This is a genomic window from Streptomyces sp. NPDC058464 (assembly GCF_042721035.1).
GTDB lineage: Bacteria > Actinomycetota > Actinomycetes > Streptomycetales > Streptomycetaceae > Streptomyces.
The window spans coordinates 201339-215195 of sequence record NZ_JBHXMA010000019.1 but is presented as its reverse complement, the minus strand read 5'-3'; the positions used below and the strand labels follow the sequence as shown (position 1 = coordinate 215195).

The 13857-nt window shown below is 69.4% G+C and carries 10 protein-coding genes; 2 read left to right on the top strand and 8 right to left on the bottom strand.

Annotation, left to right across the window (positions count from 1 at the left end; genetic code table 11):
- The 7 genes from ACFWPQ_RS25175 to ACFWPQ_RS25145 form a co-directional block, all read right to left on the bottom strand.
- Positions 1 to 3240, bottom strand: a 3240-nt coding sequence (locus ACFWPQ_RS25175) for an amino acid adenylation domain-containing protein (RefSeq protein ID WP_384038869.1), incomplete at its 3' end; no start/stop codon positions are given.
- Between the two features lie 28 nt (positions 3241 to 3268).
- A complete protein-coding gene (locus ACFWPQ_RS25170) occupies positions 3269 to 5221 on the bottom strand; it encodes an ABC transporter ATP-binding protein (RefSeq protein WP_384038866.1) in 1953 nt (650 codons plus the stop codon).
- A 37-nt stretch (positions 5222 to 5258) separates the two neighbouring features.
- Positions 5259 to 5753, bottom strand: coding sequence for a flavin reductase family protein (locus ACFWPQ_RS25165; RefSeq protein WP_384038863.1), 495 nt, complete (start codon positions 5751 to 5753; stop codon positions 5259 to 5261).
- Between the two features lie 2 nt (positions 5754 to 5755).
- Positions 5756 to 7345 (bottom strand): tryptophan halogenase family protein, encoded by a 1590-nt coding sequence (locus ACFWPQ_RS25160; RefSeq protein ID WP_384038860.1) that lies wholly within the window; start codon positions 7343 to 7345, stop codon positions 5756 to 5758.
- Between the two features lie 2 nt (positions 7346 to 7347).
- Positions 7348 to 8931, bottom strand: a complete 1584-nt coding sequence (locus ACFWPQ_RS25155) for an MBL fold metallo-hydrolase (RefSeq protein WP_384038857.1) — start codon at positions 8929 to 8931, stop codon at positions 7348 to 7350.
- A gap of 29 nt (positions 8932 to 8960) precedes the next feature.
- Positions 8961 to 9302 carry a hypothetical protein gene (locus ACFWPQ_RS25150; protein WP_384038855.1) on the bottom strand — a complete coding sequence of 114 codons (342 nt, stop codon included), beginning with the start codon at positions 9300 to 9302 and terminating at the stop codon, positions 8961 to 8963.
- A gap of 42 nt (positions 9303 to 9344) precedes the next feature.
- The gene (locus ACFWPQ_RS25145) at positions 9345 to 9620 is read right to left on the bottom strand and encodes a hypothetical protein (protein WP_384038852.1); all 276 of its coding nucleotides are present in this window, start codon (positions 9618 to 9620) and stop codon (positions 9345 to 9347) included.
- Positions 9621 to 9822: 202 nt separating this feature from the next.
- On the opposite strand from ACFWPQ_RS25145, the gene ACFWPQ_RS25140 reads away from it, so the two are divergent.
- Together ACFWPQ_RS25140 and ACFWPQ_RS25135 are read left to right on the top strand one after the other, a co-directional pair.
- Positions 9823 to 11319 carry a tryptophan 7-halogenase gene (locus ACFWPQ_RS25140; RefSeq protein ID WP_384038849.1) on the top strand — a complete coding sequence of 499 codons (1497 nt, stop codon included), beginning with the start codon at positions 9823 to 9825 and terminating at the stop codon, positions 11317 to 11319.
- A 34-nt stretch (positions 11320 to 11353) separates the two neighbouring features.
- Positions 11354 to 12589 (top strand): cytochrome P450, encoded by a 1236-nt coding sequence (locus tag ACFWPQ_RS25135; protein ID WP_384038846.1) that lies wholly within the window; start codon positions 11354 to 11356, stop codon positions 12587 to 12589.
- On the opposite strand, the gene ACFWPQ_RS25130 is transcribed toward ACFWPQ_RS25135, so the two are convergent.
- Positions 12586 to 13824, bottom strand: coding sequence for a cytochrome P450 (locus ACFWPQ_RS25130; RefSeq protein ID WP_384038842.1), 1239 nt, complete (start codon positions 13822 to 13824; stop codon positions 12586 to 12588). The two genes, ACFWPQ_RS25135 and ACFWPQ_RS25130, sit on opposite strands and share 4 nt — an antisense overlap.
- Positions 13825 to 13857 lie beyond the last annotated feature (33 nt).

Sequence of the window (13857 nt, the reverse complement as noted above, 5' to 3'; positions counted from 1 at the left end):
CCCCACAACCCCACCCCCACCCAACTCCCCCACCCCAACCCCAACCCCACTCCACCCCTCCACCAACACCCCACGCTCACCCACAGAAACCATCGGCAGTTCCGACAGCCGTACCTCCGCATCCGCGGCGACCGCCCCCAACATCGTGGTCAGGTGGCCGATCAGCCGCGTGATCGTCGTCTCCTCGAACAGCGCCGTGCTGGACTCCACCACTCCGGCCAGTTCCGTGCCGTCGTCCATCACGATCAGTCGTAGATCGAATTTCGCGATGACATCCGTTCCGACATCGCCCGGGTCCTCGACGTCGTAGTTGAAGAACGCCTGGACCAGCGGGGTACGCGACCGGTCCCGCTCGGTCACCAACGCATCCACCAACTGCTCGAACGGCAGATCCTGATGGGCGAAGGCCCCCAGTGCCGCCTCCCGCACCCGGCCCACCAGGCCCGCGAACGACGGATCACCCGACAGGTCCGTCCGCATCACCAGCGTGTTCACGAAGAACCCGATCAGTTCCTCGGTCTCGGCGCGGGTCCGGTTCGCCACCGGTGTTCCGATCACCACGTCGTCGGTTCCCGCGTACCGGCCCAGCAGCGCCGCGTACGCGGCGAAGACCACCATGAACATGGACGCGCCGCACTCACGGGCGACCTTTCGCAGTCCCTGTGTCGTCTCGCCGGGGACGGTGAACCGGGTGACCCTGCCCGCCGACGACCGGACCGGCGGGCGCGGGTGGTCGGTGGGCAGTTCGAGCAGGGGCAGTTCGGCCAACCGGCGCTTCCAGTAGGCGAGTTGGCTGTCCAGTACGTCGCCGGTCAGCCAGTCCCGTTGCCAGAGCGCGAAGTCGGCGTACTGAACCGGCAGGGGCGGCAGCGGATCGGACTCACCCGCCCGCAACGCCTCGTACAGTGTGGTCAGTTCGCGCCGGAGGACTCCGCCCGACCATTCGTCGAAGGCGACGTGGTGCAGGGAGAGCGCCAACACGTATCCGGGCCGGCCGAGGTGGATCAGACACGCGCGGAGCAGCGGGCCGGCCGCCAGGTCGAACGGGGCGAGCGCGTCGAGGGCGATCAGCCGGTCGGCCGCCCGTACCGGCTCCGCCGCGGTCGACAGGTCGGCGATCGGCAGGGGCACCGGGGCGGGCGGGTCGATCAGTTGACGGGCCGTGCCGTCGGGGCCGGCCACCAGCCGGGTCCGCAGCACCTCGTGCCGGGCCACCATGGCGTCCAGCGCGGCGCCCAGGGCGCGTACGTCGGTGTCCGCCGGCAGCGGCACGCGCATCGGCACGTTGTACTCGGTCGATCCGGGTTCGAGCTGGTCGAGGAACCACAGCCGCTGCTGGGCGAAGGACAAGGGCAGCGTCTGGTCTCGGGGGGCCGGGGTCACCGGCGGGGCCGGGGTCCGCGCCGCCGGTCCTTCGACGGCTGCGGCCAGGCCTCGTACCGTGGGCTGGTCGAACAGGACTGAAAGCGGCAGTTCGACCTCGAACACCGTGCGCACCCTGGAGATGACCCGCATGGCCAGCAGGGAGTGGCCGCCGAGTTCGAAGAAGTCGTCGAGTGCGCCGACCGGGTCCACGCCGAGGACCTCGGCCAGGATGCCGGCTAGCAGGTCCTCGGTCGGGGTCGCGGGCGTGACGTAGGGGCCGTCCAGGGCGGTGCGGTCCGAGCCGGGGGCGGGGAGGGCGGCCCGGTCGGTCTTTCCGGCCGGGGTGAGCGGCAACGCGGCCAACACGACGAACACGGACGGAATCATGTAGTCCGGCAGCCTGCGCCGCGCATACGCCCGCAGGTCGGCGCGGTGCGGGAGGCCGGCCCCGGGATCGACCGGGATCAGGTAGGCCGCCAGCCGGGACCGGGCGCCGTCCCCGGTCAGCGTCACGACCGCGGTCCGTACGCCGGGGTGGGTGGCCAGTGCGGCCTCCACCTCGCCCGGCTCGACGCGGAAACCGCGCACTTTGACCTGGTCGTCGGCGCGGCCGACGAACTCGAGGTCACCGGTCGCGGTCCTGCGCACCAGGTCGCCCGTCCGGTACAGCCGTGTTCCGTCCCCTGCGAACGGGTCGGCTACGAACCGCTCCGCCGTCAGCACCGCCCGGCCGCCGTAGCCACGCGCCACCTGCGGCCCGCCGATGAACAACTCCCCGGTGACGCCCGGCGGTACCGGCCTCAGTTCCTCGTCGAGGACGTGCAGGGACGTCCGGGGCAGGGCGGAGCCGATCGGCGGTGCCTGCCGGGTTCCGGGATCGACCTGTCCGGTGGTGACCATCACCGAGGTCTCGGTCGGCCCATAGGTGTTGACCAGCCTGCGGTGGGGCGCCCATGCCCGGGCCACCCGCTCGGTGAGCCGTTCGGCGCCCACCAGGACGGTGCCCAGGCCGGGCAGTTCCTCCGGTGTGAGCATGTCCAGCAGCGACGGCACCACGCTGGCGGCCCGCACCGCTCCTGCCCGGAGCAGCGCCGTCAGGCGGGACGGTTCGGCCCGCTCCTGCGCGGTGGCCACCACCAGGGTGCCGCCGCACGTCAGCGTGGCCGCGATGTCGAGCACCGCGGCGTCGAAGCTGAACGAGGCGAACTGCAGCATGCGTACGCCCGGAGCGATCCCGAGCACAGGTCCGAGGCCGGCCACCAGACGGGCCAGTCCGGCGTGGGGCACCTGGACGCCCTTCGGCGTCCCGGTCGATCCCGACGTGTAGATCGTGTAGGCCAGTGCGGCCGGGTGGACCGGCACGGGTTCAGGGGGGACGGCGGGCAGCGCGGCCAGGTCGGTGCGTACGGCCGGGTCGTCCAGCCACACCACCGCCCTGCCGTCGTCCACCGCCTCCGCGACGGCGCCGCCGAGGCCGCTCACGGCGCCCCGGCCGACCGGCCTGCTCGCCACGCTCCGGTCCCCGACCAGGGCGGTCGCGGCGCCGTCGGTGAGCATGAACGTGAGCCGCTCGGCCGGGTAGTCCGGATCCAGCGGCAGGTACCCGCCCCCGGCCTGCCACACCGCCAGTACGGCCGTCACCATCTCCGCACCGCGCGGCAGGTACAAGGCCACCGCGGACTCCGGTCCGACCCCCCTGGCGCGCAGGTACCGGGCCAGCCGGGCCGACCGGCTCATCAGCCCGGCGTAGGTGAGCGACCGCTGCCCGCACACCACCGCCACCGCGTCCGGGTGGGTCGCCGCCCGGGCGGCGACGAGCTCGTGCACCGGGATGAAATCGGCCTTTTCCTCGTCGGCCGGGTGATCGGAAGCCACTGCCAACCCCTCCGTCGGAACGCGGCGCTCAGGATGTCGCGGGACCGGAACCGCCGCCGGCCTGCCGGACGAACTGCTTGTCGTACAGGTCCGCGTACAGACCGCCCGCCTCCAGGAGCACCTCGTGGCTGCCGCGTTCGACGATCCGGCCCCCGTCGACGACCAGGATCTGGTCGGCGTCGCGGATGGTGGACAGCCGGTGGGCGATGACCAGCGAGGTGCGGTCGGCCAGCGCGGTCTTGAGCGCGCCCTTGATCGCCGCTTCGGACGCCGTGTCCAGATGGGCCGTCGCCTCGTCCAGGACGACGATCGGCGGGGCCTTCAGGAGCAGCCGTGCCAGGGCGATCCGCTGTTTCTCGCCACCGGACATCCGGTACCCCGCGTCGCCGACCCTGGTGTCCAGGCCGTCGGGGAGCGAGGCGATGAGCTCCCAGATCCGGGCGGCGTCGCAGGCCTCGACCAGTTCGGCTTCGGAGGCGTCCGGCCGGGCGTACAGCAGGTTGGCGCGGATCGTGTCGTGGAACAGGTGGGCGTCCTGTGTCACCACGCCTATCGCGTCGCGCAGCGACGTGAGGGTGAGGTCGCGGATGTCGTGCCCGCCGATCCGTACGCTTCCGGACGCCGGGTCGTAGAACCTGGGAACCAGGTGGGTGATGGTGGTCTTCCCGGCGCCCGAGGGCCCGACGAGCGCGGTGAGCCGGCCGGCCGGGGCGAGAAAGCTGACCTCGTCGAGGGTGAGGGTCTTGTCGTTGCGTTCGGGTGCGGGGAGCGCGATCGACTCGAGTGAGGCCAGGGAGACCTCCGCCGCGCTCGGGTAGTGGAAGGAGACGTCGCGGAACTCGATCTCCGGTACCGGGCCGTGCACGTCGGCAGGAGCGCCGGCGCCGGCGCTCCTGCGGGCGTGCAGTGCCTCGGCTTCGGGCCGCTCCGCGACCAGCGGCCGGAGATCGAGCACCTCGAAGACCCGGTCGAAGCTCACCAGCGCGACCAGGACGCTGACCGGCAGGCTGGTCAGCTGGTTGACCGGGCCGTACAGCATGGTGAGCAGGGTGATCATGGAGACCAGCGTGCCGACCTGGAACGCGTGGTCGACGACGAGTGCGCCGCCGACGCCGAGCATCAGCGCGAGGGCGAGTGTGCTGGCCAGGCCGATGACGAGGGCGAGCGTCTCGCCGGTCACGTCGGTCTTCACGCCGACGTCGCGAACCCGGCGCGCTCGTGTGGTGAACAGGCCGGACTCCTGGTCCCGCCGTCCGTACAGCTTGACCAGCATGGCTCCGGCCACGTTGAACCGCTCGTTCATGAGCGAGCCCATCTCGGCGTTGAGCTGCATGGTCTCCCGGGTGAGCCGTTCCAGCCTGACCCCGATGATCTTCGCGGGAAAGATGAAGAACGGGATGGTCAGCAGCGCGGCCAGGGCAAGTTGCCAGGACAGGTAGAACATGGCGGCCAGCACCAGGACCAGGGTCAGCAGGGTCTCCGCGGTCTGCGACAGCAGCATCGTCACCGCCCGCTGCGCGCCTACGACGTCGGTGTTCAGCCTGCTCACCAGCGCGCCGGTCTGGGTGCGGGTGAAAAAGGCGAGCGACTGCTCCTGCACATGCGCATAGGCCTGGACGCGGAGATCGTAGATCAGGCTCTGCCCGATCCCGGCCGACAACCGGGCCCGGAAGTAGTCGGTTACGGCTTTCACCAGGGCCAGCCCGGCGATGGCCACGGCGAACCCGATGACGACGCCCAACCGGCGCGGCACGATGCCCTCGTCGATGACCTTCCCGAACAGCACCGGGGCGACGGCGGCCATGCCGGCGCCCAGCAGCGTGACCGTCATCAGCAGCAGCAACGGCCAGCGGTACGGGCGGATGTACGGGACGATCCGCGGCAACGTCCCCGGCCTGAGCCGCCTGCGGGGCTGTCCGGGTCCGTCCCCGGCTCCCCTGCCGTCCAGTCCCGGGGGAGCTGGAACAGTCCTGCCTGTCATGTCAACCGACTCCGTCTCGGCCCGTCCTCCACGATCCCTATGAACTGATGGCAGAGAAGTTCTGGGAGAAATAGATCAGAAGGCTGCATTTTTCATCTGAAACATGCACATCGGTGACGGCGCCGATCAGGAGCAGATGGGTCGCCCGCTCGACGACGCCGTCGACCTTGCAGAGGAAGTGCGCGGGGGCGTCACCCAGGACCAGGACGCCCTCCGCACTCGGCCGCCAGTCACCGTGGTCGAACCGCGCGGTGCCGCGGACCCCCGCCACCCTTCCGGCGAACACCTCGGCGACCGGACGGTGTTGCGTGCCGAGGATGTTGACCGCGAAGGCGGGCACCTCCCCGATCACCTCCCCCAGCCGGCTCCGCCGGTTCACGCCGACGACGAGGGAGGGAGGAGTCACCGACAGCGACGAGACCGCCGTGGCGGTCAGTCCGCACGGGCTGCCGTCGGCGGTGGCGGTGGTCACCACGCACACACCGCTCGCCAGCCGCCGCATCCCCCGGACGAAGCCGTCGGCCAGATCCATGATCAGCCGGCACCGTGCAGCCGGCGGAGGAACTCGTGGTTGGCGGGCAGCGACGCCACGAGCGACCGCTGCTGCTCCCGGACCTCCTGGAACACGGTCTCGGCCCGCGCCACCGACCGGTCCCGGTAGGTCAGCGTCGGCGGTCCGTCCGGGGTCAGGCCCAGTCCCGCCAGGATGCAGTAGTAGTTCCCGTTGTTCCAGAAGTTGCGGAACTCCGCCTCGAGGTTGCCGTAGTAGGTGCTCACGTCGGTCACCGGCTGGTCGACCGGGATCCCGGCCCTGAAGGCCTCGATCTTGGCCGCGATGCTGTCCGACAACCGCAGTTCCTTGTTCGCCGACCAGAAGGGCGTGTCGTGTCTCGGCGAGAAGTAGTAGTGGATCTGCAGGAAGTCGCGCGAGTCGTCGAACATGGTCTCGATCTCACGGTTGAAACGGTCGCTGAGCACCGGGTTGAAGGTCTTGTCCGGGAAGTGTTTGACGAGCTGGTACAGGGCGCCGTAGATGAAGTAGAGGCCGGTCGACTCCAGGGGTTCCAGGAAGCAGGACGACAAGCCGATGCCGACGCAGTTCTTCACCCAGGCGCGGCGGTTGCGGCCGACCCGGAAGCGGATCTGGTTGAGTTCGGTCTGCGCCGGGTCCAGGTCCCACAGACCGCAGAAGTCCTTGGTGGCCTCGTCGCGTTCGGTGAACCGGCTGGAGAAGACGTAACCGCTGCCGAAGCGGCCGAGCATCGGGATCCGCCAGGTCCAGCCCGCGCGCATCGCGATCGACGAGGTGAAGGGCTCCACTCCGTACCGCTCGTCGTCGTGCGGGACCGAGGCCGCCACCGCGCTGTCGCAGAGCAGGTAGTCGCTCATGTCGACGAAGGGCTCGGCCATGGCCTTGTTGATGAGCAGTCCCCGTGTTCCGGAGCAGTCCACGAAGAAGTCCGCGCTCAGCGTCCGGCCGTCCCGGGTCCGCAGGGCGGTGATGTGGCCGCGCTCGTCGAGCACGGCGTCCTGCATCTCGCCCTGGACGTGCTCGACGCCGAACCGCTCCGTGGCGACCCGGCTCAGGAACGCCGCGAGCCGGTGGGCGTCGAAGTGCCAGGCGTAGTTCGTGGCCCGCCGGCCGTCCAGCCACCGCGGGGACCTGTTGGCGTCCAGGAGCGGCGGCTCCTTGAAGCAGGCGTAGGCGAAGTCCTGGTCGGTGCCGCCGGCCTGCTTCTTGTTCGCCCAGTAGTGGGAGAGCGGGAACCGGTCCACCTCGGGGAGCAGGCCGAAGAGGTGGTAGAAGTGGTCGGTGCCCTCGCCCATTCGGCGCGGCTCGGGCGCAGCCTGGCCGGGGGTGCGCCAGTTGACGTACTTGATGCCCATCTTGAAACTGGCGTTCACCTCGGGCATCCACTCGTCCTCTGCGATGCCCAGCTGGTCGAAGAAGGCGCGCTGGAGGTTCGGGATGGTCGCCTCGCCGACCCCGATCTTGGGGATGGCCGGCGCCTCCAGGACCGTGACGCGCACGCTGCCCTGAAAGTGGCTGCCGAGATAGCAGGCGCTCATCCAGCCCGCGGATCCGCCGCCCAGGACGACGATGCTCTTGATCCTGTTGTCCACGGTCACCACCGCCACTCGTGCTGGCCGTAGAGGTGGTCGGCCTTGACGCCCTGGGCCGCGCACCAGGTCATGAATTGCTCGACCTGCTTGAGCTGGAAGGAGTCCTCGTTGTACGAGGTCGCCATGACGTGGCCGACGAGCCACTGCTCCTCGCCCATGGCGTAGATGTAGGCCTCGCTCGCGCCCAGTTCGGACACGATCGCGCTGGCCTGCTCCGCGTTGGAGCCCGAGAGGGTCCGCGAGTCGCTCATCTTCTTGCTCACCGGCCGGACCAGCAGCGCCTGATAGAGCCAGGTGAGCGGGGCGCCGGCGCACTCCATGCCCAGGAAGGCGACGTCGATCGGCCCCAGGTGGTTGCGCATGTGGCGGTAGAGCCCGGGGTCGATGCCGGAGGAGTCCGCTCCGATGAAGATCCTCCGGCCGCCGAGTTCGAGGTGGTAGGTCGTCTTGGCACGGATGTCGAGATCCGCGTGCTCGCCGAGGAACGGCGTCGCGGTCACCTTCCCGCCGGGGAACTCCACCTCGGAGAAGTCGTCCACCTCGATCACGGGCAGTCCGACGCGCTTCAGGTAGAGCGCCAGCGACGGGTCGCAGAGGTTGCCCCGTGACGAGCCCGGTACGACGACGGCCCCGACCCGGCCGCGCAGTTGCAGCAGGGTCTCCAGCACGATGTGGTCCTGGTGGCCGTGGGTGATCAGCACCAGGTCGATGAAGTCGGGCAGGTCCCGGTAGGTGTACCGGCCGGAGGCCGTGCTGTCGGCGCTGACCCAGGGGTCGGTCATGACCGCGGCTTCGGGTGTCTGCATGACCAGGCAGGCGTGCCCGAAGTAGCGGATCCGGCCGCCGCCCTCGATGTGGCGGTCGCCCGCCAGGTCGGGTGCGTCCGTCAGGAGCCCGTCGAGTGCGCCGGCTTCGGCGTCGCCGAGTTCCAGTGCCTCGCGCAGGCGCGCCGTTGTCGTCGGCTCGATCCGCGCCCGGAACAGGTCGACGAGGCCGGGGTGGCGGAACGGGATCGGCAGGTCGAGCACGCCGGGGGCCGGCAGCCGCGGGGTGCTGAGGATGAAGGGCCGTTCGACGCCCGATTCGAGAGACAGCTGAACCGACTGCCGGTCCTCGGAGTAGACGTCGCTCTCGTACACGACCGGCTCGTGGAACCGGAACGACGCCTGGTTGCTGGTGTCATAGGTCAGTTCCACGAGTCCGGCGACCTCTGGGGGCAGCTTCGGGTAGAGCGGGGTCAGGTCGAACCCGGTCGCCTCCCGCCCGATGAGCTCGTCGACCTCGGCGACCGCCTCGGCGAAGCGGAGCTGTGCGGCTCGGTCGCGCTTGATCGAGGCCAGCAGCTCCCGTACCTCGCCACTGCGCTCCTCGGGGACGTTGACGAAGAAGCCGCCCCGCAGCTCGGGGTTGACACTCGCGTTGATGTGCACCTGCGGCGACTGCAGGTACGACTCGAGCAGCGGCACCTGAAGGAAGGCCAGGTTCATCGCGGACTGGACCGGGGCCACGTTGTGCATCCAGGCGTAGAACCGGTCAACGAGCGGTTCTACGATCGCGTTCGGGCGAAGGAACTTCGGCTCGTCCATTTCGGTTCTCCCTCGGTGTCCGGTGCTGTTCAGTCGACGAGTACTTCGGCTTCTGTTACGACCTTCAGGCGCCCGGTCCCCTTCAGGGTGGTCAGGTCGATATCGGCGATGCAGCGCACGGGGTCGTCGTTGAGAATGAGCGTCCCCTCGACGTGCACACTGCCGCTGCCCTGGTCGAAATCGGCTCCGGTGGTGTCGGAGGCCGAGCGGTCCAACTGAATTCCGAGATCGGTGCCGCCACGTGTCTCCGTGAACTTGATGAACACCGTCCCGATCTCGTCGAGGCGGGTCCTGAACTCCTCCAGCGAGGGGTTCGGTCCGCCCACCGCCACCGACTGGTCGGTGGACAGGCGCTGGGTCAGTTCATCCATGGGTTTACCCTCCCGAGGGCGATGTCTTCGCGGGCGGTCCGCTCAGCTCTGTTCCGGCTCGGCGTAGGCGAAGGCGAGGTCTTCCGGAATCTCGAACTTCAGGACCTCCGTGCAGAACTCCCGCCATTCGGGAGTGACGTCGGAGAAGAGCCTCTTGTCCTTGTCCTTGCCCACCGGGCTGATCAGCACGGTGAGTTCGTCGCAGAGAAAGACCGGCTGGTCATCGGCGATGTCGTGCTCCTCCGGGGCCGCGCCGGCGGCCCAGCCGGGGAACGTGCGCAGCTCACCCAGTGAATAGGCCTTGCAGTATTTCTTCACCAGTAACCCTCCAGGAGTTCCCGCCTTCAGGGAGTATTCGGCGCCAGACGGACTTTACGACAACGGCGCTTCCCCATCGAGAGTGTCGGCCGCGCATCCCGAAACCGCACCTGTTCAACTGACGCGAATCATCGGTTGAACGAGAAGTGAGGGCGCCTTGTCGGCCTTGTTCCCGGCTGCCATAGTCGGCGGGATGGAGCCGATGAACAGCACCGAGGGTCTTGACGAAGAAGCCCATGTAGTGGTGGTCGGTGGCGGACCGGGCGGATCCACACTGGCGACGCTGATCGCGATGCGCGGACACCGTGTCGTCCTGCTGGAGAAAGAGAAGTTCCCCCGATGGCAGATCGGTGAGTCGCTGCTGCCGTCCACCGTCCACGGGATCTGTCGGCTCACCGGTGTCGCGGACGAACTCGCCAAAGCCGGATTCACCAGGAAACGCGGCGGCACAATGCGCTGGGGCGCCAACCCCGAGCCGTGGACCTTTTCCTTCTCGGTGTCACCGCGCATCGCCAGTGAGACGTCCCATGCCTATCAGGTCGAGCGGAGCAGATTCGACCAGATCCTGCTCGACCACGCCCGGCACACCGGTGTCGACGTCCGTGAGCAGCACGCCGTCGTCGACGTCGTCGAGAGCGACGGCAGGGTCGGCGGCGTGACGTACGCCGACGCCGAGGGCGCCCGGGGGACGATCCGCGCGCGGTACGTGGTGGACGCCTCCGGAAACAGGAGCCGTATCCACCAGCACGTCGGGGCGGCCCGGGAGTACTCGGAGTTCTTCCGCAGTCTCGCGTTGTTCGGCTACTTCGAAGGCGGCAAGCGGCTGCCCGAGCCCAACTCCGGCAACATCCTGTGCGCCGCCTTCGAGAGCGGCTGGTTCTGGTACATCCCGCTGAGCCCCACGCTCACCAGCGTCGGCGCGGTCGTGCGACGGGAACTCGCGGACCGGGTCCAGGGCGATCCCGAAGCGGCGCTCACCTCGCTCGTCGCGGAATGCCCGCTGATCGGCGAGTACCTCCGGGACGCCACGCGGGTCACCGAAGGCCCGTACGGGGAACTGCGGGTGCGCAAGGACTACTCGTACGCGAACACCCGGTTCTGGCGACCCGGCATGGCACTCGTCGGCGACGCGGCGTGCTTCATCGACCCCATCTTCTCCTCCGGCGTGCACCTGGCCACCTACGGCGCGCTGCTCGCCGCCCGCTCCATCAACAGCGTGCTCGACGGGACGGTCGAGGAGGACACCGCCTTCCGCGAGTTCGAGGAACGGTACCGGCGTGAGTACCGCGCGTTCCACGACTTCCTCGTGTCCTTCTACAACATGCACGTCGACGAGGCCTCCTACTTCTGGTCCGCCAAGAAGGTCACCGAGAGCACCGGTTCCGACCTGCAGTCGTTCGTGAGCCTGGTCGGCGGGGTGTCCTCGGGCGAGGCCACCCTGGCCACGCAACAGGCGCTCGTGCAGCGCTACACGAGCCAGTCCGGTGAGTTCGCGGCGGCGGTGGACGAGCTCGCCGGCAGCACGGAGCCGAGCATCCTGCCGCTGATGCGGGCATCGGTGGTCAAGGACGCGATGCAGGAGGGAGCCAACGAACAGATCCGTGCCCAGCTCGGGTCGGACGTCGGCCCCGAGATCCCGCTCCTCGACGGCGGGCTGATCGCCTCGCCGGACGGGTTGAGCTGGTCCTCGCCGGCCTGAGCGGCGCAGGCGACCGGTACCCGGAAGGACGCTCATGAGAATAACCAGGCCGGCCGGCCGGGCGCGGGTTCCGCTCGACCGGATCGATCTGACCGACACCGACCTCTACGTCCACGGCGACGCCCACCTCGTATGGCAGACGCTGCGGGCCGAGCGGCCGGTGTTCTGGCAGGAGCGGCGGAACGGTCGCGGGTTCTGGGCGGTGACCCGGCGGGCCGACGTCTATCGGGTGCTCAGCGACCACGAGACGTTCAGCTCCGAGGGCGGGACCGCCATCGCCATGCTCGACGCGCCGGATCCGGCCGCCGGTCTGATGATGCAGTCGACGGACCCGCCCCGGCACCGGAAGTACCGTGAGCAGGTCGGCAGGCCGTTCTCCGCGCGCGCCGTGCCCGCCTACACGGAGTTCGTGCAGGCGTTCGTCAGGAAGTCCGTCGAACCGGCGCGCGACGGCGAGGTGTGGGACGTGGCGTCGGCGTTCGTCCGGCTGCCGATGGCCCTGTGCGCGATGATGATGGGCCTGCCGGAGGACGACATCGACCCGCTGCTCCGGCTGGCGTACGCCTGCCTCGCACCGGACGATCCCCGGTACCGCACCCACGACACCGCGAAGCCCACCGCCGGTTCGGCCCACTACGAGATCATGGGTTACTTCGCGCAGCGCATCGGGGAGCGGCGGCGGAATCCCTCCGACGACCTGACGAGCCATCTGATGTCGATCGAGATAGCCGGGCGGCGCCTGACCGACGAGGAACTGCTGTACAACTGCCTGAGTCTGCTCCTGGGCGCGGTGGTGACCACCTCGCACGTCATCAACGCGACGGTCATCGTGCTGGCGGAACAGCACGGCGGGGAGGGCCGCTGGCCGGACGCCATGCCGGCGGCGGCCGTCGAGGAGGCGTTGCGCTGGGCCTCTCCGGTGACGCACTTCATGCGGCGGGCCCGGCGGGACACCACGATCGCCGGGCAGCGGATCGCGGCCGGTGAGGCGGTCACCGCGTGGATCGCGTCCGCCAACCGCGACGAGGACGCGTTCGAGCGGCCGTACCTGCTCGACTTCGCGCGCACCCCGAACCACCACATCGTGTTCGGCGCCGGTCCGCACACCTGTCTGGGGAGCCATCTGGCGCGGCTGATGCTGCGGACCTCGTTCGCGGAACTGTGCGCCGGCATCGAGTCCTTCGAACTCGCCGGCGAGCCCGTGCACCTCGCCTCGAACGAGATAGCGGGCGTGGTCAGCCTGCCACTGCGGACCAGGTTCCGGGCCTAGGGGCTGTCCGGCGCGTCACAGGGGGCCGGCTCTCCCTCCAGTACCACCGGGAGGCTGCTCATGCCGGTGAGGAAGTTGGAGTAGATCCAGCGTTCCGGTCCGGTCTGCCGGATTCCGGAGACGCAGGTGCGCAGGCTGTCCAGCATCGCGCGGATCTCGATGCGTCCCAGGTGGGCGCCCAGGCAGAAGTGCCGACCGTGGCCCAGCGCCAGGTGCCGGTTCGGCGAGCGGGTGATGTCGAACCGGTCGGGGTCCTGGAACACCGCCTCGTCCCGGTTGCCGGAGTTCAGCCACAGGGTGACGAGGTCCCCCGCGCGGAGGGTGCGGTCCCGCAGGCCGACGTCCGCGGTGGCGGTGCGACCGAAGTGCATCGCCGGGGTGGTCCAGCGCAGCACCTCCTCCGCCGCCACGTCGACGGACGAGCCGGGGTCCTTGAGCGCCCGCCACTGGTCGGGGTTCCGGACGAAGGCCCGGACGGCTCCGATCATGGCCAGTCTGCTGGTCTCGTCCCCGCCCATGATCAGGCTGTAGCAGTTGAGGACGATGTCCAGGTCCTTGAGGCGTCTGCCGTCCACCTCCGCGGTCGCCATCAGACTGACGGGGTCGGTCCCGGGCGCCTTGCGGCGTTCCGCGACGAGGTTCTGGAAATACACCACGATCGCGCTGCGCGCGGCCATGTCGGCATGGGCCTCCGGGTTCTCGTAGTCCGATGCCAGAGCGGACTTGGTGAGCCTGGCGACGTCCTGCCGGTCCCCCTGGGGGATGTCGAGGAGATCGCATATCGTCTCCAGCGGTATCGCGGATGCTATGTCACGGGCGAAGTCGCATTCGCCTTTCTCGACGGCGTCGCGTGTCAACTGCTGTGCGATACGGCGCACATGGCGCTCGACCCCGGCGAGCGCACGGGGCGAGAACGCCTCGTGCAGGAGCTTGCGCAGACTCGTGTGATAGCCCCCGTCGCTGACGGCCAGCATGCTGCCGGCGCTCATGTCCCCGCCCTTGAGCATGGTCGCCAGGACATTGCCCTTCTCGGACGTGAAACGGTCGTCGTCCCGCAGCACGCGCACGATGTCGTCGTATCTGCTGACCACCCAGAATCCGGGCCCCTCGGACGTCGGCGGGTGCCAGTGCACGGGATCCTGGGCACGCAGGAACCGCCACACCTCGGGCATGTCCTGGTCGAGGTGGCTCTTCGGGTCCACGAGGTTCGGCACGTCGACCGGGGATGGGGCCATGGTTTCCGTCGTCTCCTTCGCGTACGCGTCTCA